This is a genomic window from Bradyrhizobium sp. NBAIM08, from assembly GCF_020193935.1.
Lineage (GTDB): Bacteria > Pseudomonadota > Alphaproteobacteria > Rhizobiales > Xanthobacteraceae > Bradyrhizobium > Bradyrhizobium yuanmingense.
Window position 1 is genome coordinate 57,916 of the sequence record NZ_JADYVR010000013.1, and the last position, 24,127, is coordinate 82,042.

Sequence of the window (24,127 nt, forward strand, 5' to 3'; positions counted from 1 at the left end):
CGATGCTCGATTTCCCCGAACTGGAAGAGACCGTCGGCCGCGCCTGGCACCGCATGGTCGGTGGCACCGCCAGCTATCCGGTTCATGACGAGCATGCGGTCTCGCTTGCGGAAATGAGAAACAGGCTCGCGGTGATGTTCCGCGCGCTGGGCGGTGAGGCGGGTGTGCAGATCGCCGGTGCCGGCGCGCGCAAGTCCGGGCATCGGCTCGGCTGGCGGCAACGCATCGGTCTCGGTGACGAGCGCCTGGAGCAGCCGGGCCGCGATGCCACCTCCATCTTCCTTCCTGAAAGCATCGCGATCTTTCCCGACAACGCGCTGAATGCAGCGCTCTATCGCTGGCTCGCGGCATGGTTCGCAGCCGCGCCGATCGAAACCATCACCGAATCCGATCCGCTGCGGCGGGATCTTCTGGTGTTGCGCCGGGCCAGCGAGACGGCGGTCTTCGTGCTCACGCAATTTCCCGGCCTCGTCGACGACTATGCGCAACTCGCCGCAGCAACTGCCGAAGCCAGGCCGCGTCGCCCCTTGCCGCGCATCGAGCAGGAGGTCGAGCAGATCGTGCTGGCGCTACTAGGAACCGGAAAGGCGCCTGCGGGCAAGCTGTGGCCGGCGATGATGGGAACGGAGCCGCTGCCGGTCAAGGCGCCGCCTGGCTATCGCTCGATGCTTCCGTGCCCGCTGTGGGGCGATTGCTGGACCCGCGAGCTGTCGCCTGCGCATGCGGGCGTGGATGAATGCGCCGATGGTGCGGAGGCCGCGAGCGAGGACAATCGCAAGCACTTTGCCGTGCGCGAGCGCGAGGACGGCGCCAATCGCCGCGATCCCTTCGTACTCAACCGCTTCGAGAAAATTCTCGCGATGGCCGAGATGGTCAATGTCGACCGCCCCACCGATGACAGTGAGGAGGAGGATGCGCAGAAGGCGGCGGACGATCTCGAGGAGATAACGCTCAGCCGCCGCAGCGGCAAGCCGGCGGGCCGGTTCAAGTTTGATCTCGACCTCCCGCCGGAGGCCCTCGATGCCTCGCGCTTGACTGCGGACCTGACCTATCCGGAATGGGATTATCGCAGCGGCTCCTATCTGCCGGCTCATTGCCGCGTACTGGCATCTGCCGCCCCCGAGAATGGGGAAAGCTGGACGCCCGACGAGACCATGCGCCGGCACATCCGCCAGGTGCGCCGCCGCTTCGAGGTCCTGCGGCCGCGCCATGAGTTGATGCGTGCCCAGGCCGACGGGCATGATCTGGATCTAGACGCGCTGGTGCGTGCGCGGTGCGATCTCCGCGCCGGCAGCAGCAGCGGTCTTGATCGCGTCCATTTGGCGATGCGCCCGCAAGGTCACGATCTCGCTGTCACGCTGCTGGTCGACGTCTCGCTCTCCACGGACGCCTGGGCCAATGGCTACCGCGTGCTCGACGTCGAGAAGGAGGCGCTGCTCGTGCTTGCCCACGGCCTATCAGCCTGCGGCGATCACCACAGCATCCTGACCTTCACCTCGCGCCGGCGCTCCTGGGTGCGGCTCGAGACGGTTAAGGCGTTCGGCGAGCCGATGAGTGACGTGGTCGAGCGCTGCATTGGCGCGCTCAAGCCCGGCTATTACACGCGGATCGGTGCGGCGGTACGGCATGCCGGCGCCGAGCTTGCACGCCAGCCGCAGCGCAAGAAGCTGCTGCTCGTCCTCACCGACGGCAAACCGAACGACGTCGACCACTATGAAGGGCGCTTTGCGGTCGAAGACACCAGAAAGTCCGTGCAGGAAGCGCGCCGGCTCGGGATCACGGTGTTCGGCGTAACGATCGACGCGGCGGCGCAATCCTATTTTCCGGCCCTGTTCGGGCGCAGCGGCTATGCGATCGTCGGCAACATCAAACGATTGCCCGCGGCACTGCCGGCGATCTACCGGCAGGTGGCACACTGATGCGGTTCATGCAACTGGGCGTTGGGCTATTGCTCAAGGCTTGGGTATATGATCGAATGGCCGGATGGAGCAGGGCCGGCCAAATCCCGATCTGATCATCTTCGACTGCGACGGCGTGCTCGTCGACAGCGAGCTCTTGAGCTGCCGCTGCCTGTCCGAGGTCCTGGCGGAATTCGGTCTCGTGCTCAGCGAGGAGCAGGCGCTCGAGCTGTTTCTCGGACGCAGCACCAAGGCCGTCGAGCAGCATTATCGCGATCTCGGGCACTCGCTGACGGACGCCTTCCCGCCCCGACTGAAGTCGCGTGTGCTGGAGAATTTTGCCGCCTCGCTCGCGCCGATTCCCGGGGTGGAGGCGGCGATCTCCGGACTGACCGTGCCATTCTGCGTTGCCTCGTCGAGCGATCTCGACCGCGTCTCGCTCTCGCTCGACGTCACCAGTCTTCGGGCATATTTCGGCGATCGGATCTACACCGCGCAGATGGTCAGGCACGGCAAGCCGGCGCCTGATCTCTTTCTTCATGCGGCCGAGAGCATGCGCACGCCGCCATCGCGCACGCTGGTGATCGAGGATAGCGTCAGCGGCGTGCAGGCGGGTAAGGCGGCCGGCATGACCGTCTGGGGATTTGTCGGCGGCGGCCATTATCGCAGCCGCGATGGCCGGGCTATATTATCGGCCGCCGGGGCCGATCGGGTCTTTACACATATGAGCGATCTCTGGGAGGTGTGAGCGCGCATGGCCGCCGAGGACGACAAGTCGAGACTCGACGACGCCGCGCGCGCCGGCTGGCTCTATTTCATTGCCGGTCACACACAGGACGAGATCGCAAAGATGCTTCAGGTGTCGCGGGCTTCGGCGCAGCGGCTGGTCTCGTTGTGCCTCGCCGAGCGGCTCATCACCTTCCGGCTCGAGCACCCCATCGCAGCCTGCATGGAGCTGGCGGCGCGCTTGAAGCAACGGTTCGACCTCGTTCATTGCGAGGTGGTGCCGGCCGATCCGGCCGCGCCGCAGGCGGTGGCTGGAATCGCCGAGCGCTGCGCCAATTTGCTCGATTCCACGCTGCGTTCGGAGACGCCCGTGATCGTCGCGCTCGGCACGGGCCGGGCGGTGCGTGCCGCCGTCGAGCGCGTCACGCCGATCGAGCGGCCCAATCACCAGATCGTCTCGCTGGTCGGCAACATCTCCGCCGACGGCTCGGCGAGCTTCTACGACACCGTCGGCCGGCTCGCCGACCGCACCGGCGCGCGGCACTATCCGATGCCGCTGCCGTTCCTGATGTCGTCGGAGGACGAGCGCAACAGGATGGTGCGCATCGAGCCGATCGCGAAGGTGAAGGCGGTCGCGGCAAGGGCTGACTTGCGCCTCGTCGGCATTGGCCAGATGGATCAGAAGGCGCAGGTGCACGTCGACGGCTTCGTCACCCGCGACGAATTGTTCGAGATGATGCGGCTGGGCGCCATCGGCGAGATCACCGGCTGGGCCTATGACGCCAAGGGCCGCCTGCTCAAGGCCGGCACCAACAAGCGCCTCACCAGCATTCCGCCGGAAGTGCCGGCGAAGACCACCACGATCGGTGCGGCGCTGGGCGCAGCCAAGGTGGCGGCGATTGCAGCCGCGCTGAGCGGCGGGCTGATCAACGGATTGATCACGGACGAGGCGACGGCAAGAGCGATTCTGGAGCGGTAAAGCGCTCACGCTTCGCGTGCCTACCACACTGGATGCTCCGCGTTCGCGGAGCACGACAGCCGTGGGTGAAGCAAAACCTCCCCATCCTTCCCGCACCGCAGCACTCACAAGTTGCTGGAATGCCCACGCGGCTGCTTGACAACGTGCCGCCCTTGCGCTGAACATACGCCCAACGCGTGGGCATATGCCCAAAACGCGAATTGAGGGGAGGTCACCGTGAAATATGTCCTGGGCGCCGTCTGCGGCGCGTCTTGCCTGCTGCTGGCCGTCCCGGCGACGGCCGAAACGACCCTGACGATCGCCACCGTCAACAATGGCGACATGATCCGCATGCAGGGGCTGACGGGTGAGTTCACCAAGAAGAACCCTGATATCTCGGTCAAATGGGTGACGCTGGAGGAGAACGTGCTGCGCCAGCGCGTCACCACCGATATCGCCACCAAGGGTGGCCAGTTCGACGTCCTCACCATCGGCACGTACGAGGTGCCGATCTGGGCCAAGAAGGGCTGGCTGGTACCGCTCGCCAACCTCGGCGCCGATTACGACGTCGCCGACCTCCTGCCCAAGATCAAGGACGCGGTCTCCGCCGACGGCAAGCTCTACGCCGCGCCGTTCTACGGCGAGAGTTCGATGGTGATGTACCGCACCGATCTGTTCGAGAAGGCCGGCCTGAAGATGCCGGAAAAGCCGAGCTGGGATTTCGTGATCGATGCGGCCAAGAAGCTGACCGACAAGAGCGCCGGCACCTACGGCATCTGCCTGCGCGGCAAGGCAGGCTGGGGCGAGAACATGGCGTTCCTCTCGGCGATGGCCAATTCCTATGGCGCGCGCTGGTTCGACGAAAAGTGGCAGCCGCAGTTCAACACGCCGGAATGGAAGACGACACTCACGACCTACGTCAACCTGATGAAGGAAGCCGGGCCTCCCGGCGCCAGCTCCAACGGCTTCAACGAGAATCTGGCGCTGTTCAACGCCGGCAAATGCGCGATGTGGATCGACGCCACGGTCGCGGCGTCCTTCGTCACCAACCCTAAGGAGTCTAAGGTCGCCGACAAGGTCGGCTTCGCGCTCGCGCCCAACACCGGGCTCGGCAAGAACGCCAACTGGCTGTGGGCCTGGAATCTCGCAATCCCTGCCGGCTCCAAGAAGACGGAAGCCGCCGAGAAGTTCATCGCCTGGGCCACCAGCAAGGACTACACCAAGCTGGTGGCCTCGAAGGAGGGCTGGGCCAACGTGCCGCCGGGCACGCGTACCTCGCTCTACCAGAACGATGAGTACCTGAAGGTCGCGCCGTTTGCGAAACTGACGCTGGCCTCGATCGACGCCGCCGATCCCAACAAGCCGACGGTGAAGCCCGTTCCCTACGTCGGCGTGCAATACGCCGCCATCCCTGAATTCCAGGGCATCGGCACGCAGGTGGGCCAGCAGTTCTCGGCGGCGCTTGCGGGATCGATGACGGTCGATGCGGCGCTCACGGCTGCGCAGTCCGCTACCGAGCGCGAGATGAAGCGCGCCGGCTACATCAAGTAAACCCGGGCTCTCCCTGAGCTCAAACTTGCGGCCATCCATCCTTGCTGGATGGCCGCCCTTCTTCCTCCGAGCGGAGCGCCAAGAATGGCAACCCGGCAGACGCAGCTTCTTGCGCGGTCGCTCCTGACCCCGGCCGTCGGACTGCTGTTCATCTGGATGATCGTCCCGCTGGCGCTGACGATCTACTTCTCGACGCTGCATTACAGCCTGCTCGATCCCGGCTCGGAATCGTTCGTCGGCCTTGAAAACTTCCGCTACTTCCTCACCGATCCTGCCTTCCTCGCCTCGCTTCAGAACACGCTGGTGCTGGTCGGCTCGGTGCTGGCGCTGACCATCCTGCTCGGCATTCCCCTGGCGCTGCTGATGGACCAACCCGCGATCGGCCGCAATATCGTGCGGTTGATGGTGATCGCCCCGTTCTTCGTGATGCCGACGGTGAGCGCGCTGGTCTGGAAGAACCTGTTGATGCATCCGGTGTCGGGATTGTTCGCCTGGCTCGCCTCGCTGTTCGGCCTGACGCCGATCGATTGGTTCAACGACGTGCCGCTGTTTGCGGTGATTTTGATCGTGACCTGGCAATGGCTGCCGTTCGCGACCCTGATCCTGCTCACCGCGCTGCAATCGCTCGACGAAGAGCAGAAGGAAGCCGCCGAGATGGACGGCGCCAGCGCCGTTTCGACCTTCATCTACATCACGCTGCCGCACCTCGCGCGTCCCATCACGGTGGTGATCCTGATCGAGACCATCTTCCTGCTCACGGTGTTCGCCGAGATCTTCGTCACCACCGGCGGCGGGCCGGGCCTGCAAACCACCAACATCGCCTTCCTGATCTATTCGCAGGCGCTGATCCAGTTCGACGTCGGCAGCGCCTCGGCGGGCGGGCTCGTCGCGGTGGTCATCGCCAACATCGTCGCCTTCTTCCTGGTCCGCATCGTCGGCCGCAACCTGGAGGCCTGACATGGCACGGATGGCGACGACGCGGCGGGTGATGATATCGACGGCGGCGGCCTGGCTGTTCGGCTTCCTGATCTTCTTTCCGATCCTGTGGATGGGGCTGGCGAGCTTCAAGACCGAGCTCGAGGCTTTCGCGATCCCGCCATCCTTCCTGTTCTTCCACTGGACCACCGAAAACTACGCGACCGTGCAGGAACGCAGCGATTATCTGCACCACGCGATGAACTCGATCATCATCGCCGGCGGCTCGACGCTCATTGCGCTGCTGATCGCCATTCCGGCGGCCTGGTCGATGGCGTTCTCGCCGACCAAGCGCACCAAGGACATCCTGCTCTGGATGCTCTCGACCAAGATGATGCCGCCGGTCGGCGTGTTGGTGCCGATCTACCTGATCTACAAGAGCCTCGGGCTGCTCGATTCCCGCATCGGCCTCGTCTTCATCCTCTGCCTCGGGAATCTGCCGATCGTCATCTGGATGCTCTTCACATATTTCAAGGAGATCCCGCGCGACATCTTAGAGGCCGCGCGCATGGACGGCGCCACGATCGGCCGCGAGCTGGTCTATGTGCTGACGCCGATGGCGATCCCGGGACTGGCGTCCACGCTGTTGCTCAATCTGATCCTGGCCTGGAACGAGGCGTTCTGGACGCTGAACCTGTCCACCTCGAGCGCTGCGCCGCTCACCACGTTCATCGCCTCCTATTCGAGCCCCGAAGGGCTGTTCTGGGCAAAACTGTCGGCGGCGTCCACGCTGGCGATCGCGCCCATTCTCGTCCTGGGTTGGTTCAGCCAGAAGCAGCTCGTGCGCGGGCTCACCTTTGGCGCGGTGAAATAGGGGGCTGCCGGATCATGGGTCAGATCACACTTCAGGGCGTGCAGAAATCCTTCGGCCCCGTGCACATCATCAAGGGCGCCGACCTCGAGATCGCCGATGGCTCCTTCGTGGTGTTCGTCGGTCCCTCCGGCTGCGGCAAGACCACGCTGTTGCGGCTGATCGCGGGGCTCGAGGACGTCAGCGGCGGCAAGATCCTGATCGACGGCAAGAACGTCGTCGATACGCCGCCTGCCAAGCGCGGGCTGTCGATGGTGTTCCAGTCCTACGCGCTCTATCCGCATATGAGCGTGCGCGGCAATATCGGCTTCGGCCTCAAGATGGCGGGACTGCCGAAGGACGAGATCAACCGCAAGGTCGAGGCGGCCGCAGCGACGCTGAATCTCACGCCCTACCTCGACCGCAAGCCGCGCGAGCTCTCCGGCGGCCAGCGCCAGCGCGTCGCGATCGGCCGCGCCATCGTCCGCGAGCCCAAGGCATTCCTGTTCGACGAGCCGCTCTCCAACCTCGACGCCGCGTTGCGCGTGCAGATGCGCATCGAGGTGACGCGACTTCAGAAGCAGCTCGGCACCACCGCGATCTACGTCACCCACGACCAGGTCGAGGCCATGACCATGGCCGACAAGATCGTCGTGCTCAACGGCGGCAAGATCGAGCAATATGGCTCGCCGCTGGAACTTTACGAGCGACCCGCCAATCTCTTCGTCGCCGGCTTCATCGGCTCGCCCAAGATGAATTTCGTCACCGGCGAGCCCGCTTTGCAGAAGGGGGCAGCGACGATCGGCGTCCGGCCGGAGCATCTGAAGATCGAGCGCGACGGCGGTGGCGGCTGGCAGGGCACCATTGCGGTGGCCGAGCATCTCGGCAGTGACACCTTCCTCTACGTCGACGCCGGTGCGCTCGGCATGCTGACGGCGCGCTACATCGGCGAATTGAGCCTGCATGCCGGCGACCGGGTGTCGCTGATGCCCGACCCTGCACGCATTCACCGCTTCGACGAGAGCGGCAACGCTCTTCGGGGCTGACAAGAAACGGCAAGAAGACGGAAAGACGACCATGTATTTGGAAAAATTCAGGCTGAGCGGCAAGACCGCGTTCATCACCGGCGGCGGCCAGGGCATCGGCCTCGCCTGCGCGGAGGCGCTGGCCGAGGCCGGCGCGAAGGTCATCATCGGCGACCGCGACGGCATGGTCGCCGACGGCGCCAAAGCCAGCCTGAGGGCGAAGGGCTACGACATCGAGACCGCAATCATGGACGTCACCAACACCACACGCGTGGCGGAGGTGGCAAATGATCTCGTCGCCCGCCATGGCAAGGTCGACATTCTCGTCAACAATGCCGGCATCGCGCGGAGCGAGACGCCGGCCGAGACCGTTACCGACGAGCACTGGCTCAACGTCATCGACGTCAATCTCAACGGCACCTTCTGGTGCTGCCGCGAGTTCGGCAAGCACATGTTGAAGGCTGGAAGCGGCGCCATCGTCAATGTCGGCTCGATGAGCGGCTTCATCGTCAACAAGCCGCAGGAGCAGTGCTTCTACAACGCCTCCAAGGCCGCCGTGCACCATCTGACCAAGTCGCTGGCCGCCGAATGGGGCGCGCGCGGCATCCGCGTCAACGCGGTGGCGCCGACCTATATCGAGACGCCGCTCAACGCCTTCGTGAAGAGCAATCCGAAAATGTATGACGCCTGGATCGGGGGAACTCCGATGGCGCGCATGGGGCAGGTCGAGGAGATCGCCTCCGTCGTGCTGTTCCTCTCGTCCGAGGCCGCGAGCCTGATGACTGGCAGCATCGTGCTGGTGGATGGCGGCTACACTTGCTGGTAGGCTCACCGTCAAAACGGACGGACCGGGAGAGACCATGCCGCGAGCGTATATCGGCGTCGACGTGGGGACCACGAGCACGCGGGCAGGGGTGTTTGACGAGGCCGGCACGCTGCTCGCGACGGCCCGGCATCCGATCAGGATCTGGCACGAGGCCGGCGACATCGTCGAGCAGTCGTCGGAGGACATCTGGCAGGCCTGCGCCAAATCGGTGCGCGCGGCGATGGCGGAAGCAGCGATTGCGCCGGGCAGCATCGGCGGCATCGGTTTCGACGCCACCTGTTCCCTCGTGGTGCTCGATCCGCAAGGCGAGCCGCTCACCGTCAGCACCTCCGGCGAGGCGCAACGCAACGTCATCGTCTGGATGGACCATCGCGCCACGGCCGAAGCGCGGCTGATCAACGAGACCGAGGATGCCGTGCTGCGTTATGTCGGCGGCTCGATCTCGCCGGAGATGGAGATGCCGAAGCTGCTCTGGCTGAAGCGGCATCTGCGCGCGAGTTTCGATGCCGCCGGTCACTTCTTCGACCTGGCCGATTATCTGACCTGGCGGGCGACCGGCGCGCTGCAGCGCTCGACCTGCACCGTCACCTGCAAGTGGAACTATCTCGCCCATGACGGCGGCGGCTGGAGCGCGCCGTTCTTCAAGCGCATCGGCCTGTCCGACTTCGTCGCCGAAAAATACGCGCGCATCGGCACCGAAATCGTTGCGCCCGGTACGCGCCTCGGCGTCGGGCTCACGCCGGCAGCAGCAGTCGAGCTCGGCCTTCCTCCCGGCACCCCGGTCGGCGCCTCCCTGATCGACGCCCATGCCGGCGGCATCGGTGCGATCGGCGGCCGTGACGGGGCAGGCGGCCCGAGCGATGTCGGCGATCGTCTCGCCTACATCATGGGAACGTCGGCCTGCATCATGGCGACGACGAAGGAGCCGTGCTTCGTGCCGGGCGTGTGGGGTCCCTATTATTCCGGCATGGTGCCGGAGTTCTGGCTCAATGAAGGCGGGCAGTCCGCCGCGGGCGCTGCGATCGATCATCTCCTCAAGTCGCATCCCGGCCATGGCGAGGCGAGCGCGGCGGCACGCAGCGAAGGCCTCGATCTCATCGATTTCCTCGAGCGCCGCATCATCGCGCGCGCCGGCGGTGCCAGCCGCGCCGCGCTGCTGGCGCGCGACGTCCACGTGCTGCCGGAATTCATTGGCAACCGCTCGCCCTATGCCGATCCCGACACGCGCGCGGTGATCGCGGGCCTTGATCTCGACACCGACATCGCCGCGATGGAACGGCTGTTCGTCGCCGGCCTCTGCGGTCTTGCCTACGGGCTTGCGGAGGTCATCGAGGCTTTTGCCGCGCATGGGGTCCGCTCCAGCATCATGATCATGGGTGGCGGTGCCAGCCGCAGTCCTTTGGTGCGGCAGATCATGGCGGATACCACCGGTCTCACGGTCGCGTTGCCGCAGACGAAGGAGCCGGTGCTGCTGGGCGCCGCGATGTTAGGGGCGGTCGCCGGTGGCGCCTATGCCTCGATCGGTGAGACCATGGCCAAGATGTCGGCGCTGGGACGCAAGAGCGAGCCGACCGCGCCTGATATGGCCGCGTTTCACGCCCGCAAGCGCGAGGTCTACAAGCTGCTGCGCGAGCTCGATCGCGGCAGCCGTGCCGCGATGCGCAGCGTCGCGAGAGGTTGAAGGACATGCTGATTGCCTGCGGCGACGCGCTGATCGATTTCGTGCCGACGCGAAACGTCGAAGGGCGCGAAGCGGTGATGCCCGCGGTCGGCGGCTCCTGCCTCAACGTCGCGATCGGCATGGCGCGGCTGGGCGCGCCGACTGGTTTCGTCGGCGGCATCTCGACCGACCTGTTCGGGCGCATGATCGCCGATCATGCCTCCGCATCGAAGGTTGCACTCGATCTCGCCACCCGCAGCGACCACCAGACCACGCTCGCCTTTGTCCGCATTGTCGAGGGCGAGTCGCACTACGCCTTCTACGATGCCGAGACCGCGACGCGGAACTGGACTTACCGGCATGGGTCCATTCCGTTCGATACTGTCGAGGCCGTCCATGTCGGCTCGACCACGCTGGTCAACGACCAGGGTGCGGCCGAGACCAAGGCGCTGATCGCAGACGCGCGGGCGTCGTCCACGATCTCCTTCGATCCGAACTGCCGACCGAACCTCGTCAAGGACAAGCCAACCTATCTCGGCCGAATGGCCGAGTTCGCCGGAAGCGCCGATCTCATCAAGATGTCGGACGTCGATTTCGCCTATCTCTTCGGCGAGGAGCCGTATCAGCAGCGCGCGAGCACATTGCTGGGGCAGGGGACGAGCCTCGTCGTCATCACCCGCGGCAACAACGGTGCCATAGCCTGGCATGCGCAAGCAGGGCAGATCGAAGTGCAAGCACCGAAGGTCGAGGTGGCGGACACTATTGGCGCCGGCGACAGCTTTCAGGCGGCGCTGCTGTTGGCACTTTACAAGCAGGATCGCATCGCCCGGCCGAGATTGAAGGACATCGGCGCGGACGAGCTCCGCCGTGCGCTTTCCTTCGCCGCCAATTGTGCCGGCCTGACCTGCACCCGTCCGGGCGCCGATCCGCCTTGGAGCCACGAGATCAATTGGGACTGGTAGCCCACGTCACATCCGCGCGACGGCCTTCTCGGCACATTTGAGGAAGGTTCCGATCAACGGACTGTGGGAGTCCCGCCGCCAACAGACTGCGATGTCGAGGGAGTCAGTGACGTCACGCAGGGGTCTGAACACGACTCCGCGTGGCGCGCCGAGCTGTGCGCAGGCCGGCAGGATGGCGAGACCTTCGCCGGCCAGGACCAGGCTCATCGCCGAATGCACCGTCTCCACCCGGCTGGCGATCGGCATCACCACCTGGTGCCGACGCAATAAAGGGACGACCGCGGAGGAGGCGGGCCCATGGTCCGGATGCGGGAGTGCGATCAGCGGGCGGCCCTGCAGCCGGGCCATCGGCACCGAGCTCAAGCGGGCGAGTGGCGAGCGGATCGGCATGGCCAGCATGAAAGGCTGTGCACCGATCTTTGCCACCTGTATCTCGGGATGATTGATTGCGGGCATACACAGCGCGACTGTGACGCTGCGGTCGAGCACGCGGGCCTCGCGCGTTGAGGCGCTCAGCTCAACGAAGCTGAGATCGACGCCGGGAACTGCGCGGCGCAGTTCGGGGATGAGTCGCGGCAACATCGCATTCGCCAGCACGAACATGTAACCGACTGACAGCCGGCCGCGCCGTCCCGAAGCAACCGCGCGTGCGGCTTCGGCGCCGTCGGCTGCCAACGCCAGCGCTTCGCTGGCGCGCGCCAGCAATGCCTGGCCGGCCTCGGTCAGATCCATGCCACGGGTGCCGCGGCGGAACAGCGGCGCGCCGATCTCGGCCTCGAGCTTGCGGATCTGGACCGAGAGCGGCGGCTGCGCCATCCGGAGCTGCTCGGCCGCCTTGCCGATGCTGCGCGCCTCGGCGACGGCGACAAAATAGCGGAGCCGGCGAAGATCCATTGGCATACCGAGAGCGTATGGGTTGGCGATAAAAATCGTATTGGACGGCGAGTTAACAAAACTGTCATTCTCGCTGTCAATGTCTTCGGGCCAATGGCGGCCCGCTTCGGAGCGTGATGTGACGATGAACGGCGATCCCTGTCTGTTGTCCGCGACCGAGCTGCGCGGTCTCGTCGCGGCAAAGCGGATTTCGCCAGTCGAGCTCACCCGCGCTGTGCTTGCCCGCGCCGAGGCCCTCCAGCCCGAATTGAACTGCTTCATCACGTTGTGCGGCGACGAGGCGATCGCAGCGGCGCGCGAAGCCGAGCGCAAGGTGATGGCGGGCGAACCGCTCGGCCTGCTGCACGGCATCCCCGTAACCGTCAAGGACATCGTCAATACCAAGGGGGTCAAGACCACCTTCGGCGCCGTTCCCTACAAGGATAATGTGCCGGCCGAGGATGCCGTCGCCGTCGCGCGGTTGCGCAGCGAAGGCGCGATCCTGATCGGCAAGACCACGACGCCGGAGTTCGGCAGCAAGTGCCTCACCGATTCACCCTTGTTCGGCCGGACCCGCAATGCGTGGGACGCCTGCCGATCCTCCGGCGGCTCGAGCGGCGGTGCGGCGGTCGCTGTGGCGAGCGGCATCGCGCCGCTCGCCATTGCGACCGACGGCGGCGGCTCGACGCGAATTCCGGCCGCCTGCAACGGCGTAGTGGGCCTGAAGCAGAGCAACGGCGTGATCCCGCACAGCCAGGCGCTCGACGTGTTCGGCAACCAGACCTATGTCACGCCGACCACCCGCACCGTCGCGGACACCGCGCTGATGATGCAGGCGATGGCGGGCGAAGATCCTATCGATCCCTGGTCGATCGCCGTGCCCGTGCCCGACTTCATCGGCACCGCCGCCCCGCATGGTGATTTGCGCGGGCTGAGGATCCTATACTGCCTGACGCCGCCGGGCCGTCCGGTATCGGCCGAAGTCGCCGCCAATTTCAAGGTGAGCCTCGACCGGCTGGCCGGGTTAGGGGCCGAGCTCGAGGAATTCTCCGCCGAGGGGTTCGACATCGAGCCGATCTGGCGCGCCATCAACCACACCGTCTGGCGCACGCGCTTTGCCAAGCTTGCGGCCGAGCATCGGGACGAACTGAGCGAGGCCTTCCTCAAGCAGCTCGCGCTCGCCAGCGAAGTCAGCGGCATCGACTATCAGGAGGCGATGTTCGCGCGCACCGCGTTGTTCCGCCGCGTGCAATCGCTGCTTGCGCGCGGTCACCTGCTGGCGATGCCGACGCTGACGCGCACCGCGCTGCCGATCAAGCAGGACCTGTTCGGCAATATCGAGATCGACGGCAGGCATTACGACAGCGTCCGGCCGCATTGGTTCCCCTGGACAATGCCGTTCAACATGACCGGTCACCCCGCGATCAGCCTTCCCTCGGGCTTTGCCCGCGACGGGCTGCCGATCGGGCTCCAACTGGTCGGCCGTTTCCGGGCCGACGCGGAATTGCTGCGCGTGAGCGCTCTGTTCGAGGCGTCAAGCGACCTTCTGTCCCGCTGGCCGTCTTGAGGAGATGGAGATGCAGCAAAGAGCTTGCTTAAGGCGTCCGGACATGTTGATCGTGGCCTGGGTGAGCCCTGAAGCCGAGCGCGCATGAGCGTCTTTGTCCTCCGACGTCTGTTGACTCTGCTGGCGACGCTGGTCGGCGCATCGCTGATCATCTTCCTGGTGCTGGACGCGCTGCCCGGCAACGCAGCGCAGATGCTAATGGGCGCCGATGCTTCGCCCGACGCGGTGCGCGCGCTCACCGTCAAGCTCGGGCTCGACCAGCCGCTGGCGGTTCGCTATTTGCAGTGGATCAAGGGCCTCCTCGTCGGCGATCTCGGCAATTCCTACGTCTACGGCACCCCGGTCGGCAGCCTGATCGCCGAGCGGCTGGTGCTGACCATTCCGCTCGCGATCATGGCCATGACGATCACGGTGACGCTGGCGCTCTCGGCCGGTATCTACACCGCCGCCAACCACAACAAGCTCGGCGATGTCGGCGTGATGTCGTTGACCCAAGTGGGCATCGCGCTGCCGAATTTCTGGTTCGCGATTCTCCTGGTGCTGCTGTTCTCGGTGCGGCTGCAATGGCTTTCGGCCGGTGGCTTTGCCGGCTGGGAGGACGGCATCTGGCCGGGGATCAGGTCGCTGCTGTTGCCCGCGATCTCGCTCGCGGTGGTGCAGGCCGCGATCCTCGCGCGCGTCACGCGTTCGGCCGTGCTCGAAGTGCTGCGCGAGGATTTCGTCCGCACCGCCCGCGCAAAGGGCCTCGGCAAGCGCGAGGTGCTGTGGAGCCACGTGCTGCGGAATGCCATGATCCCCGTGATGACCGTGATGGGCCTGCAATTCGCCAATCTGCTCGCCGGCACCATCGTGATCGAGAACGTGTTCTACCTGCCGGGCCTCGGCCGCCTGATCTTCCAGTCGATCGCCAACCGCGACCTGATCGTGGTGCGCAATTGCGTGATGTTGCTCGCCGCGATGGTGGTGATCGTCAATTTCGTGGTCGATGTGCTCTATGCCTTCATCGATCCCCGCATCAAGGTGCACGACCTGTGAGCGCGCCCATCACCATCGACGCGCCCGTCGCAACGCGTCCGCTGCCGGCGCGCACGTTCTGGCGCCGCGCGCTGCGCCACCGCAGCTTCGTCCTCGGTGGCACGCTGAGCCTTCTGGTGCTGGCTTCGGCACTGTTGTCGCTGGTATGGACGCCGTGGTCGCCTTACGAAATCGACATCGCCGCAAAGCTCCGCCCGCCCTCGGCGGCGCATTGGCTCGGCACCGATTCCTTCGGCCGCGACATCGTCTCGCTGCTGCTTGCGGGCGCCCGATCCACCATCATGGTCGGTGTCATCGCCGTCAGCATCGGTCTCACCTTCGGCGTCACTCTGGGTCTGATCGCCTCGGCCCGGCGCGGCTGGACGGAGGAGATCATCATGCGCTTTTCCGATTTCACCTTCGCCTTTCCGGCCGTGCTGTCCGCGATCATGCTCGCCGCCGTCGTGGGGCCGGGCATGGTGACCTCGATCGTCGCGATCGGCATCTTCCAGATCCCGACCTTGACCCGGCTGACGCGCGGCTCGGCCAATGCGATCTGGGCGCGTGAATTCGTGCTGGCGGCACGGGCGGCGGGCAAGGGGCGCTTCCGCATCACCATCGAGCATGTGCTGCCGAACATCCTGTCGATCCTGATCGTGCAGGTCACCATCCAGTTCGCGCTCGCCATTCTCGCCGAGGCCGCGCTGTCCTATCTCGGCCTCGGCACTCAGCCGCCGCAGCCGTCCTGGGGACGGATGCTGAACGATGCGCAGACGTTGCTGTTCCAGTCGCCGATGCTCGCGGTCTATCCGGGCGTTGCGATCGCAATCTCGGTGCTCGGCCTCAACCTGCTCGGTGACGGATTGCGCGACCTGCTCGATCCCCGGCTGGCGCGGGAGCGATGACGATGGCCGAGTGCTCCAACATGCCGCTAATCGTGGTCGACAATCTCGGCGTTCGCCTCAACACCAGCCGCGGGCCAGCGCAGGCCGTGCGCGGTGTCAGCTTTGCGCTGAAGCGCGGCGAGACGCTCGGGCTCGTGGGCGAGTCCGGCTGCGGCAAGTCGGTCACGGCGTTGTCGTTGATGGGGTTGCTGCCGGACAGTGCCGTCGTGACCGGCAGCGTCAAGCTGGACGAAGATGAACTCGTCGGACTTGCGGATTCTGACTATTGCCGCCTGCGCGGCAACCGCATCAGCATGATCTTCCAGGAGCCGATGACTGCGCTCAATCCGATGCACACGATCGGCAACCAGGTCGCCGAGCCGCTGCGCCGTCACAAGAGTTATTCGGCGGCGCAGGCACGTCGGGAAGCAATCGCTTTGCTCGACCGCGTCGGGCTGCCCGACCCCGCACGTCGTGTCGATGCCTATCCGCACCAGTTCTCCGGCGGGCAGCGTCAGCGCATCACCATCGCGATGGCGCTTGCCTGCGAGCCGGACCTGTTGATCGCGGACGAGCCGACCACCGCGCTCGACGTCACCATCCAGGGCCAGATCCTCGACCTCATCGCCGACCTCGTCGAGGAGCGCGGCATGTCGATGATCCTGATCTCGCACGATCTCGGCGTCATTGCCGAGAACGTCCAGCGCATGATGGTGATGTATGGCGGCACCGTCGTCGAGAGCGGCCCGACCGACGAGGTGTTCCGTCGCATGGGCCATCCCTACACGCAGGGCCTGTTCCGTGCACGGCCCAAGCTCGGCGCGCGCAAGGGGACGCGGCTGAGGACGATCTCCGGCACGGTGCCGGAGCTCGCCGATCTGCCGTCCGGCTGCACCTTCTCCGATCGCTGTCCACTCGTGATCGACCAGTGCCGCGCCGCGTTGCCGCCGATGGTGGATGTCGGCCCCGGCCATTTTGCGCGTTGCATAAGAACGGACGTGTCGATGGCCGAACGCGTCGGAGCGCTGACCGCATGAGCACCGCGCCGCTTCTCGACGTCAGGGATCTCGAGCAGCGCTACACGCTGCCGCGCGAGAGCCTGTTCCGTCCGCCGGGGCAGGTGCGCGCGCTCAACGGCGTCAGTGTGCAGGTCCGGGCCGGCAAGAGCCTCGGCATCGTCGGCGAGTCCGGCTCCGGCAAGTCCACCTTCGCGCGCGTCGTGATGGCGCTGGAGCGGCCGACGGCAGGTCACGTTGCGCTGCTCGGGCGCGATCTCAACCGCTTGCCGGCCGACGAGCTGCGTCGCGCCCGGCGCGATTTCCAGATGGTGTTCCAGGATCCCTATGGCTCGCTCGATCCGCGGCAGACCATCGCGCGGATCGTCGCCGAGCCGCTGACCGTGCTGGAAGGTGCCGACCGCACCACGTTCCGCGACCGCGTCGCCGCGGTGCTGCGCCAGGTCGGCTTGCGCGATGCGGACATGGAAAAATATCCGCACGAATTCTCCGGCGGCCAGCGCCAGCGCATCGCGATTGCGCGTGCGCTGATCACCCAGCCGAAGCTGATCGTTGCCGACGAGCCGGTCTCGGCGCTCGACGTCTCCGTGCAGGCCCAGGTGCTGAACCTGATGCAAGACCTCCAGGAGCAGTTCGGCCTGAGCTACATCCTGATCAGCCATGACCTCGCCGTGGTCGACTATCTCTGCGACGAGGTCGCGGTGATGTATCTCGGCCGCATCGTCGAGCAGGGGCGGCCAGAGGATTTGTTCGAGCGCTGCGCCCATCCCTATACGCGGGCGCTGCTGGAGGCGGTGCCGCGGGCTCGCGCCGGAGGTGGCCGGCGCCGCCGCGGGGCCCAGGCGATCGCCTCGCACTCGGCGGTGACGACCGGATGCCCCTATGCATCGCGCTGCCCGCTTGCCGACCAGCATTGCCGCGAGGTTCCGCCTGCGTTACGCAAGGTGGGCGAGGGGCACCTTGCCGCGTGCCACAAGGCCGAGGCCGTGATGGCGTTGCCGCAGGCGGCCGTAGAAGGTTAGTGTCCGGGGCAGGATTGGCGTTAAGCTGGAAACAGGATTGGCAGGGGAGTTTGCGCATGTTCAGGAAACTATCGATCGTCGCCTTTGCCGCTGCGCTCGTCGCGGCGCCCTTGCCGGTGCTGGCGCAGAGCAAGAAGGACAGCGTCGTCATGGCGATGGCGCTGGAGCCGCCGGGGCTCGACCCGACCAATGCGGCCGCCGCCGCGATCGCCGAGGTCACGCTCTACAACATCTATGAGACGCTGACCAAGATCAACGAGGACGGCTCGGTCTCGCCGCTGCTGGCCGAGAGCTGGACCGCTTCGCCCGATCTGAAGACCTATACGTTCAAGCTGCGCAAGGGCGTCAAATTCCACAATGGCGAAGCGTTCGATTCCGCTGCGGTGAAGTTCTCGTTCGAGCGCAACGCGGCGCCGACCAGCACCAACAAGGACAAGAGCCTGTACCAGGCCTTCGAGAAGGTCGAGACGCCCGATGCCGACACCGTCGTGATCACCGTGAAATATTCCGAGCCGAACCTGCCGTTCCTGCTCGGGCAGGCGGGCGGCTCGATCGTCGAACCGAAGAGCGCGGGCACCAATGTCACGCAGCCGGTCGGGACCGGACCGTACCAGCTTGGCGGCTGGGCTAAGGGCTCTTCGCTCACGCTGACCAAATGGGCCGACTACCGCAACGCCTCCGCGATCAAGCTGTCCAAGGTGACGATTCGCTTCATCTCGGATCCGGCGGCGCAGGTGGCGGCGCTGCTGTCGGGTGACGTCGATGCATTCCCGCGCGTCGCCGCGGCGCGCGCCTTGGCACAGTTCAAGGCGGATCCGCGCTTCACGGTGCTGGTCGGCGGCTCCCGGGCCAAGACCATCGTCGCCATCAACCACCGCAAGAAGCCGCTGGACGACGTCCGCGTCCGCCGCGCCATCCTTGCCGCGATCGACCGCAAGGCCATGATCGACGGCGCCGTCGACGGCTTCGGCACGCCGATCGGCAGCTTCTACGTGCCGGGCGCGCTCGGCTATGTCGACACCACCAGCATCAACCCCTATGACCCCGAGAAGGCCAAGAAGCTGCTCGCGGAGGCCGGCGTCACCACGCCGCTCGAATTGTCGCTCAAGCTGCCGCCGCCGTCCTATGCGCGGCAGGGCGGCGAGATCGCCGCGGCCCAGCTCGCCAAGGTCGGTATCATCGCCAAGATCGAGAACGTCGAATGGGCGCAGTGGCTGTCGCAGGTGTTCGCCGGCAATGGTCCGCACAATTTCGATCTCACCATCGTCAGCCATGTCGAGCCGTTCGACCTCGTCAAGATCACCGAGCCGGACTACTACCTCGGTTACAACAACGAGAAGTTCAACGCGCTCTACAAGCAGATCGTCTCGACGCCGGACGAAGCCGGCCGCGCCAAGCTGCTTGGCGATGCCCAGCGCATGCTGGCGACCGATGCGGTCTCCGCCTACCTGTTCCAGCCGCAGCTCATCACCATCACCAACAAGAAGCTGAAGGGCGTCTGGAAGGACGTGCCGCAATACGAGAACGACTTCTCCACGTGGTATTGGGAGTAGGCGACGTCCGTTGCTGTGTCCTCTCCACGCATTGGAGAGGACAACTCAAAACAAAAACCTGAAAACAACCCCATGCACAGTAGCGGGGGTCAATCGTTTCAATGGTTTGCACGTCGCGCCTGTACGATCGAGCCGATTCGCCTGGAAGTTGACCCGTCGGGCAAAACACTGGCATGATGGCATGCTCGCGTCTCGTGGTGGAGATGCGCCGTCGGGCGAGGCAGAAGTGCAGAAATCATCCCGCCGCGATGCCGGCATTGCCGCGGCGGCCATCAGTGCCGAGGCGCCGATCTCCTTGAAGCTCGATCATGCGTCGATGAGCGATATCACTCATGCCCTGGCCGATGGGCATGTCACTGCCACGGCGCTGGTCAAAGCCTTTCTCGCGCGCATCGAAGCCTACGACCGTAACGGACCGCAGCTCAACGCGGTCCGCGCGCTCAATCCCAACGCGCTCACGATCGCGGGCAGGCTCGACGGCGTCAAGCCGTCGGCCAAGCGGCCGCTGGCCGGCATCCCGATCCTGGTAAAGGACAACATCGCGACCGGCGACGCTCAGCCGACCACGGCGGGCTCGCTGGCTCTGGAAGGCGCGCGCGCACGGGACGATGCGACGCTCGTCAAACTGCTGCGCGAGGCCGGCGCGGTGATCCTCGGCAAGGCGAATCTGACCGAGTTCTCCAACATGCTCGCGGTCGACATGCCCTCCGGCTATTCGTCGCTGGGCGGTCAGGTCAAAAATCCCTATGCGCCGGCGCTGGCCGACGATCACGGCATGCCCGTCGTGTCCCCGGGCGGCTCAAGCGCGGGTTCGGCGGTCGCGGTGGCGGCAGGCTTGTGTGCGGCTTCGATCGGCACGGAGACTTCGGGCTCGCTGCTCTTTCCCGCTAGCCAGAATGGCCTCGTCACCGTGAAGCCGACGGTCGGGCTCATCAGCCGTGCCGGCATCGTGCCGATCTCACATAGTCAGGACACCGCGGGGCCGATGACGCGGACCGTGCGCGACGCGGCGCTGCTGCTCAACGTGCTCGCGGCCAAGGACCCGCTCGATCCGGCGACGCAAAAGCAGCGGCGGCCGGCCGATTTCACCGCCGGCCTGACGCGCGATGCGATGAAGGGGGCGCGTATCGGCGTGCCCAGCGATCCCGCCGATCCGCTGAACGATCCCTTCTTCCGCAAGCTGCCCCCCAAAGGAGCGAAGGTGGTGGCGGAAGCGATCAAGGTGCTGGAGGATCTCGGCGCCGTGATCGTGCGTGCTAGCATGCCGACAGCCGGCTGGATGAGCGGACCGGGTACGATCATGGCCGTGCTCAACCGCAATCCGCTGAGCGCCAACAGGGGCAATGCGGTCGCGCAGCGGATCGTCTTCATCTACGAGTTGAAACGAGACCTCAACCTCTACCTGAGGGATTGGGCGACCAACACCACCTTCAAGACCATGACCGACATCGTGGCCTTCAACGAGGCGAATGCGGGCAAGGCGCTCCGCTTCGGCCAGGACAACTTCCTCGCAGCCGACCTCACCCGGGGCGACCTGAGCGAACGCGAGTACAAGGCGGCACTCGCCATGGACCTGCTCAGCGCCAGGACTCGCGGCATGGATGCCTACATGAACCAGCACAAGCTCGACGCCGTGCTGTTCCCGGGCAGCGAAGGCGCCGCAATCGCCGCCAGGGCGGGCTATCCCAGTGTCCTCGTGCCGTGCGGCTTCGTCGCCGGCGTCGACGGCAAGGACACGCCCGATTATCCGTTCGGCGTTACCTTGGCAGGCCGCGCCTGGAGCGAACACAAGCTGCTGCGTCTGGCCTACGCGTATGAGCAGGCCTCCGCCAAGCGCAAGCCGCCGCCTGGCTTGCCGGCGCTTTAGAGTGCACTGTGCATGTGCCTGTTGGTGGCGGTGGCATGCGCTGACAAATCCACTGTCAGTTCCCACCGATACAGCGGACGCACCGACCTGCCCTGGGGCGGGCGTATTGCAGACCTACTCTCCTTCAATCCAAATTCCTGCTTCGCTAAGGGCGCTTAGAATGCGGTCGATGTCTTTCGGGTCCAATACTCGGCTGTCACACAGCTCATTCAACTCATCGAAGGTAATCTTACCGTCACGTTGACCGATTTCGATGGCTCGTCGACTGATTTCGGGCACGCTCATGCTCTCTCCATTTCAGCAGCCTCTACTATAATGGGAGAGAGTCGGGTTGTGGCCCATCGGCGAAGTTGCGCCTCGGCTGTCGCAAGTCCGCTCGTTGAGCCAGAGCGGACCAGATTTGCTCGATCTGAGTTCTTCGCGTTTTGACCCGGAGCTGACCTTTGCTCACCACACGCTACCGTTAGCACCTGATGCGAATCTCAGATGCGGTTTCGGGGCACGGATCGTGACATGGCAACGCAAGTAATGGGTTGTCTGCCTGACGACATCGCGACTAGAATGTTTTCCTCGGCTTGCGACTTTCGAGTCTGGAGTCACATTGTGCATTGTGGTCTGATGCTTGGCATTGCCGTACTCGCGACGCTTATCGCCGCAGGCACAAGAAATTGTGCGGACGCCAGATCACTGGCGGAGGTGCGGCAGACCGGTATCCTACGCCTCTGCGCCAACCCATCCGCACTTCCTTATTCGAACCTCACCGATAGAGGCGGTCTTGCCGGATTCGAAGTCGAACTCGCGGAAGCGTTGGCGCACGAGATGGGATTGGAGCTCGGTGTAACCTGGGTTAGAAACGCCGGTGAACTTAAGAACTCGGATTGCGATGTCTCGATGGGCGCCGTCGCCTCCGCCGTAAGCTACGATCGGGAGGGACTTACCGGACCGCTGACAACCCATCTACCTCTTCGTTTTTCGAGACCTTACGCAGACAGCGGTGTCGTCCTCGTGGTTTCATCTCGATCTTCCGTTCGTCGGCTTAACGATTTGCACGGTCAGAAGATTGGCGTCATGGTTGGCACCATTGAGCACGAGTGGCTGGCCAAACGCGACTTCCGCGTTTCGGTCTTCGCCTCTCAGGAGGACATAATTGCCGCGATCGAGGCGGGCGATATCGAAGTGGGCACTACGAACCCGGTGACTATCGGCTGGTATCGGCACGAACACCCGAGCACGGCGGTAAGAGTACCCGACGGATACGAGCCAGAACTGGCACTGCGTTGGGGTGTTTCAGTCGGGCTTCGCCGAGCGGACGATGCGCTGCTTGCAGCGGTAGATACTGCGCTGGCGCAATTGGTCGAGCAGCGGATTCCAGCGCAGATTTACGCGAAGTATGGCATTCCCTATCTACCCTCTTCCGGTCAAGGTCTCCAGTGAGGATGCGTGCGACTGAGACTACAGCCTGCTCCAGCAACTCTGGAAGGCCTTGAGAGTTCTTCGCTTATTGGCCCATCGGCGAAGTTGCGCCTCGGCGGTCGTTAGTCCGGTTGTTGAGCCAGAGCGGACCAGATTTGCTCAACCTGAGTTCTTCGCAACTGACCCGTTTGAGACATCAGCCACCTATCGCCGACGCTATCCCCGAACCCCGTTCAGTGCGATAATTTAAATTGGGACCAACGTTCTCCTGATCCGGGAGACAACCATGCGGCGGCGGCAATTTGTTAAATTCATTGGCGGCGGGCGCCGTTCAAACCGGCGCTTTGTGACCCGAAGGCGCCATCGACCAGACGTCTAATCGGCCCTTCAACTCACCTGTGTGCCCTTGTGTTATTGTATCCCTTCCGGGAACTCGATGGAGGGAAGGATGGACATTCGATCGAAATTGACGGCGCTGTGTGAAGCGTTCAACGCGCACGACTTGGATTCCATCATGGAGTTCTTTGCTGACGATTGTGTCTTGGAGATGCCGAGGGGAAGCAAGCCTTGGGGCTCCCGCTTCGAGGGCAAACGCAACGTACGAGACGGGCTCGCGACGCGCTTTGAAGGCTTACCGGATGTTCACTACGGTGACGCCGAGCATTTTGTGGATACGATGGCAAACACGGGCATTTCAAAATGGACGCTAACGGGCACGACCGGCGAAGGAAAAAAGATCGAGGTCCGAGGATGTGACTTTTACACTTTTCGCGCGGACGAGGTGATCCGCAAGGACTCGTATTGGAAGATTGTTGAAGGACCTTCGTCAGCCTAACGACGCGCATGTCCGAATGTGGCCCAGAGGTGCGGGTCCAGGCAGCGTCTCTGTTGTCGGCTCATCGGGGGAAATCGGAAGTAACCTGCGTGCCGACAATTGGCGCGCGGACGGCAAAGCGCGCAGGCAGAACGCTTTCATACATTTCCTTTCCAGATCAGCCATCGGTAGACGCCGAACACGTTGATAAGTGTCACCACCACGTTTTGCACCATCAGCGCATATTCCGCTGTTAGATAGCCGACGACGATCCAGATCACCGATGCACCGCTCAGTACGACGAAGGCCCAGCCGGTAACGAGTGGCCGCGCCCGCGCAGCTAGGATCAGCCCGGCCCCGATCGTGCCGACTGTCGCCACCCAACGCAGGATTTCATCCATGACCCGTGTGCTCCCCGAAAGCCGACGTCGGAGCGTCGCTCCGCGATTTGCCTATACGGACGCAGTCACAGGCAGGCCGCCGGAGTGGAACTTTCCGTCTCGTGCCGACCACCATGCGACCCCCGCCCGAGCGACTTGGCTCCACAGTGGCGGCGGAAGGTCAGGGCACCACTGTGGTGATCCCGTGCGGTATCAACTCCGCTGCGCCGAAATCGGAAGCTCCTTTTTTCTCATCCCCGAACCGCGTTTCCATCAACCGGCGTGCGGCACATTGCCCCGGGCTGCCGAAATGAAGTCTGAGCCAAGGACTTATCTGCGCAACGAGCTGATCG

At 64.7% G+C, this 24,127-nt stretch carries 22 protein-coding genes; 19 read left to right on the forward strand and 3 right to left on the reverse strand.

Going from position 1 to position 24,127, the window contains the following annotated elements; all coding sequences use genetic code 11:
- Positions 1–2: 2 nt before the first annotated feature.
- The 10 genes from I6F37_RS31950 to I6F37_RS31995 all read left to right on the forward strand — a co-directional run bounded on the left by I6F37_RS31950 (position 3) and on the right by I6F37_RS31995 (position 11,371).
- The gene (locus I6F37_RS31950; RefSeq protein ID WP_225111794.1) at positions 3–1,919 is read left to right on the forward strand and encodes a nitric oxide reductase activation protein NorD; all 1,917 of its coding nucleotides are present in this window, start codon (positions 3–5) and stop codon (positions 1,917–1,919) included.
- Between the two features lie 64 nt (positions 1,920–1,983).
- Positions 1,984–2,646 (forward strand): HAD family hydrolase, encoded by a 663-nt coding sequence (locus I6F37_RS31955; protein WP_225111795.1) that lies wholly within the window; start codon positions 1,984–1,986, stop codon positions 2,644–2,646.
- A gap of 6 nt (positions 2,647–2,652) precedes the next feature.
- A complete protein-coding gene (locus I6F37_RS31960) occupies positions 2,653–3,603 on the forward strand; it encodes a sugar-binding transcriptional regulator (RefSeq protein WP_225153705.1) in 951 nt (316 codons plus the stop codon).
- Positions 3,604–3,819: 216 nt separating this feature from the next.
- Positions 3,820–5,133, forward strand: a complete 1,314-nt coding sequence (locus I6F37_RS31965) for a sugar ABC transporter substrate-binding protein (RefSeq protein WP_225153707.1) — start codon at positions 3,820–3,822, stop codon at positions 5,131–5,133.
- An 84-nt stretch (positions 5,134–5,217) separates the two neighbouring features.
- Positions 5,218–6,090 carry a carbohydrate ABC transporter permease gene (locus I6F37_RS31970; protein ID WP_225153709.1) on the forward strand — a complete coding sequence of 291 codons (873 nt, stop codon included), beginning with the start codon at positions 5,218–5,220 and terminating at the stop codon, positions 6,088–6,090.
- 1 nt (position 6,091) lies between these two features.
- Entirely contained in the window at positions 6,092–6,922 is an 831-nt protein-coding gene (locus I6F37_RS31975; RefSeq protein WP_036005504.1) for a carbohydrate ABC transporter permease, read from the forward strand.
- Positions 6,923–6,936: 14 nt separating this feature from the next.
- Positions 6,937–7,944, forward strand: coding sequence for an ABC transporter ATP-binding protein (locus I6F37_RS31980; protein WP_036005503.1), 1,008 nt, complete (start codon positions 6,937–6,939; stop codon positions 7,942–7,944).
- A 31-nt stretch (positions 7,945–7,975) separates the two neighbouring features.
- Positions 7,976–8,749 carry an SDR family NAD(P)-dependent oxidoreductase gene (locus I6F37_RS31985; protein WP_036005501.1) on the forward strand — a complete coding sequence of 258 codons (774 nt, stop codon included), beginning with the start codon at positions 7,976–7,978 and terminating at the stop codon, positions 8,747–8,749.
- A gap of 34 nt (positions 8,750–8,783) precedes the next feature.
- Positions 8,784–10,430, forward strand: coding sequence for an FGGY-family carbohydrate kinase (locus tag I6F37_RS31990; RefSeq protein ID WP_036005499.1), 1,647 nt, complete (start codon positions 8,784–8,786; stop codon positions 10,428–10,430).
- A 5-nt stretch (positions 10,431–10,435) separates the two neighbouring features.
- Entirely contained in the window at positions 10,436–11,371 is a 936-nt protein-coding gene (locus I6F37_RS31995; protein ID WP_036005496.1) for a carbohydrate kinase, read from the forward strand.
- Positions 11,372–11,377: 6 nt separating this feature from the next.
- Here the strand turns inward: I6F37_RS31995 and I6F37_RS32000 are convergent, their stop codons facing one another.
- Positions 11,378–12,265: a LysR family transcriptional regulator gene (locus I6F37_RS32000; protein ID WP_036005494.1), complete on the reverse strand. Its 888-nt coding sequence runs from the start codon at positions 12,263–12,265 to the stop codon at positions 11,378–11,380.
- Between the two features lie 124 nt (positions 12,266–12,389).
- Here I6F37_RS32000 and I6F37_RS32005 point away from each other — a divergent pair, with 124 nt between their 5' ends.
- The 7 genes from I6F37_RS32005 (at position 12,390) to I6F37_RS32035 (ending at position 21,167) form a co-directional block, all read left to right on the forward strand.
- Positions 12,390–13,811: an amidase gene (locus I6F37_RS32005; protein ID WP_036005491.1), complete on the forward strand. Its 1,422-nt coding sequence runs from the start codon at positions 12,390–12,392 to the stop codon at positions 13,809–13,811.
- Between the two features lie 84 nt (positions 13,812–13,895).
- The gene (locus I6F37_RS32010; protein ID WP_036005490.1) at positions 13,896–14,846 is read left to right on the forward strand and encodes an ABC transporter permease; all 951 of its coding nucleotides are present in this window, start codon (positions 13,896–13,898) and stop codon (positions 14,844–14,846) included.
- Complete coding sequence (locus I6F37_RS32015; RefSeq protein ID WP_036005488.1) at positions 14,843–15,730, forward strand: ABC transporter permease; 888 nt, start codon at positions 14,843–14,845, stop codon at positions 15,728–15,730. Before I6F37_RS32010 ends, I6F37_RS32015 begins: the two co-directional genes overlap by 4 nt.
- 2 nt (positions 15,731–15,732) lie before the next feature.
- Complete coding sequence (locus I6F37_RS32020; RefSeq protein WP_036005531.1) at positions 15,733–16,746, forward strand: ABC transporter ATP-binding protein; 1,014 nt, start codon at positions 15,733–15,735, stop codon at positions 16,744–16,746.
- Positions 16,743–17,747, forward strand: coding sequence for an ABC transporter ATP-binding protein (locus I6F37_RS32025; protein ID WP_036005486.1), 1,005 nt, complete (start codon positions 16,743–16,745; stop codon positions 17,745–17,747). Before I6F37_RS32020 ends, I6F37_RS32025 begins: the two co-directional genes overlap by 4 nt.
- A 56-nt stretch (positions 17,748–17,803) precedes the next feature.
- Positions 17,804–19,300 (forward strand): ABC transporter substrate-binding protein, encoded by a 1,497-nt coding sequence (locus tag I6F37_RS32030; protein WP_036005484.1) that lies wholly within the window; start codon positions 17,804–17,806, stop codon positions 19,298–19,300.
- 226 nt (positions 19,301–19,526) lie between these two features.
- Positions 19,527–21,167: an amidase family protein gene (locus tag I6F37_RS32035; RefSeq protein WP_225153711.1), complete on the forward strand. Its 1,641-nt coding sequence runs from the start codon at positions 19,527–19,529 to the stop codon at positions 21,165–21,167.
- A gap of 114 nt (positions 21,168–21,281) precedes the next feature.
- Here I6F37_RS32035 and I6F37_RS32040 read toward each other — a convergent pair whose 3' ends face one another.
- The gene (locus I6F37_RS32040) at positions 21,282–21,452 is read right to left on the reverse strand and encodes an RNA polymerase sigma factor region1.1 domain-containing protein (protein WP_081494519.1); all 171 of its coding nucleotides are present in this window, start codon (positions 21,450–21,452) and stop codon (positions 21,282–21,284) included.
- A gap of 228 nt (positions 21,453–21,680) precedes the next feature.
- Between I6F37_RS32040 and I6F37_RS32045 the strand changes: the two genes are divergently transcribed.
- Both I6F37_RS32045 and I6F37_RS32050 read left to right on the forward strand, forming a co-directional pair.
- A complete protein-coding gene (locus I6F37_RS32045; protein WP_157784001.1) occupies positions 21,681–22,601 on the forward strand; it encodes an ABC transporter substrate-binding protein in 921 nt (306 codons plus the stop codon).
- Between the two features lie 427 nt (positions 22,602–23,028).
- Entirely contained in the window at positions 23,029–23,415 is a 387-nt protein-coding gene (locus tag I6F37_RS32050) for a nuclear transport factor 2 family protein (RefSeq protein WP_036035076.1), read from the forward strand.
- A 137-nt stretch (positions 23,416–23,552) separates the two neighbouring features.
- Here I6F37_RS32050 and I6F37_RS32055 read toward each other — a convergent pair whose 3' ends face one another.
- A complete protein-coding gene (locus I6F37_RS32055; protein WP_225128883.1) occupies positions 23,553–23,795 on the reverse strand; it encodes a hypothetical protein in 243 nt (80 codons plus the stop codon).
- Positions 23,796–24,127: the final 332 nt, after the last annotated feature.

Coding starts and splice junctions, on each gene's coding strand:
- I6F37_RS31975 (WP_036005504.1), top strand. CDS start 6,092: ATGGCACGGATGGCGACGACGCGGCGGGTGATGATATCGACGGCGGCG.
- I6F37_RS32005 (WP_036005491.1), top strand. CDS start 12,390: ATGAACGGCGATCCCTGTCTGTTGTCCGCGACCGAGCTGCGCGGTCTC.
- I6F37_RS32030 (WP_036005484.1), top strand. CDS start 17,804: ATGTTCAGGAAACTATCGATCGTCGCCTTTGCCGCTGCGCTCGTCGCG.
- I6F37_RS32050 (WP_036035076.1), top strand. CDS start 23,029: ATGGACATTCGATCGAAATTGACGGCGCTGTGTGAAGCGTTCAACGCG.
- I6F37_RS31950 (WP_225111794.1), top strand. CDS start 3: ATGCTCGATTTCCCCGAACTGGAAGAGACCGTCGGCCGCGCCTGGCAC.
- I6F37_RS31955 (WP_225111795.1), top strand. CDS start 1,984: ATGGAGCAGGGCCGGCCAAATCCCGATCTGATCATCTTCGACTGCGAC.
- I6F37_RS31990 (WP_036005499.1), top strand. CDS start 8,784: ATGCCGCGAGCGTATATCGGCGTCGACGTGGGGACCACGAGCACGCGG.
- I6F37_RS32010 (WP_036005490.1), top strand. CDS start 13,896: ATGAGCGTCTTTGTCCTCCGACGTCTGTTGACTCTGCTGGCGACGCTG.
- I6F37_RS31970 (WP_225153709.1), top strand. CDS start 5,218: ATGGCAACCCGGCAGACGCAGCTTCTTGCGCGGTCGCTCCTGACCCCG.
- I6F37_RS31985 (WP_036005501.1), top strand. CDS start 7,976: ATGTATTTGGAAAAATTCAGGCTGAGCGGCAAGACCGCGTTCATCACC.
- I6F37_RS31980 (WP_036005503.1), top strand. CDS start 6,937: ATGGGTCAGATCACACTTCAGGGCGTGCAGAAATCCTTCGGCCCCGTG.
- I6F37_RS32040 (WP_081494519.1), bottom strand. CDS start 21,452: ATGAGCGTGCCCGAAATCAGTCGACGAGCCATCGAAATCGGTCAACGT.
- I6F37_RS31960 (WP_225153705.1), top strand. CDS start 2,653: ATGGCCGCCGAGGACGACAAGTCGAGACTCGACGACGCCGCGCGCGCC.
- I6F37_RS32055 (WP_225128883.1), bottom strand. CDS start 23,795: ATGGATGAAATCCTGCGTTGGGTGGCGACAGTCGGCACGATCGGGGCC.
- I6F37_RS32045 (WP_157784001.1), top strand. CDS start 21,681: ATGGCAACGCAAGTAATGGGTTGTCTGCCTGACGACATCGCGACTAGA.
- I6F37_RS31995 (WP_036005496.1), top strand. CDS start 10,436: ATGCTGATTGCCTGCGGCGACGCGCTGATCGATTTCGTGCCGACGCGA.
- I6F37_RS32020 (WP_036005531.1), top strand. CDS start 15,733: ATGGCCGAGTGCTCCAACATGCCGCTAATCGTGGTCGACAATCTCGGC.
- I6F37_RS32025 (WP_036005486.1), top strand. CDS start 16,743: ATGAGCACCGCGCCGCTTCTCGACGTCAGGGATCTCGAGCAGCGCTAC.
- I6F37_RS32000 (WP_036005494.1), bottom strand. CDS start 12,265: ATGGATCTTCGCCGGCTCCGCTATTTTGTCGCCGTCGCCGAGGCGCGC.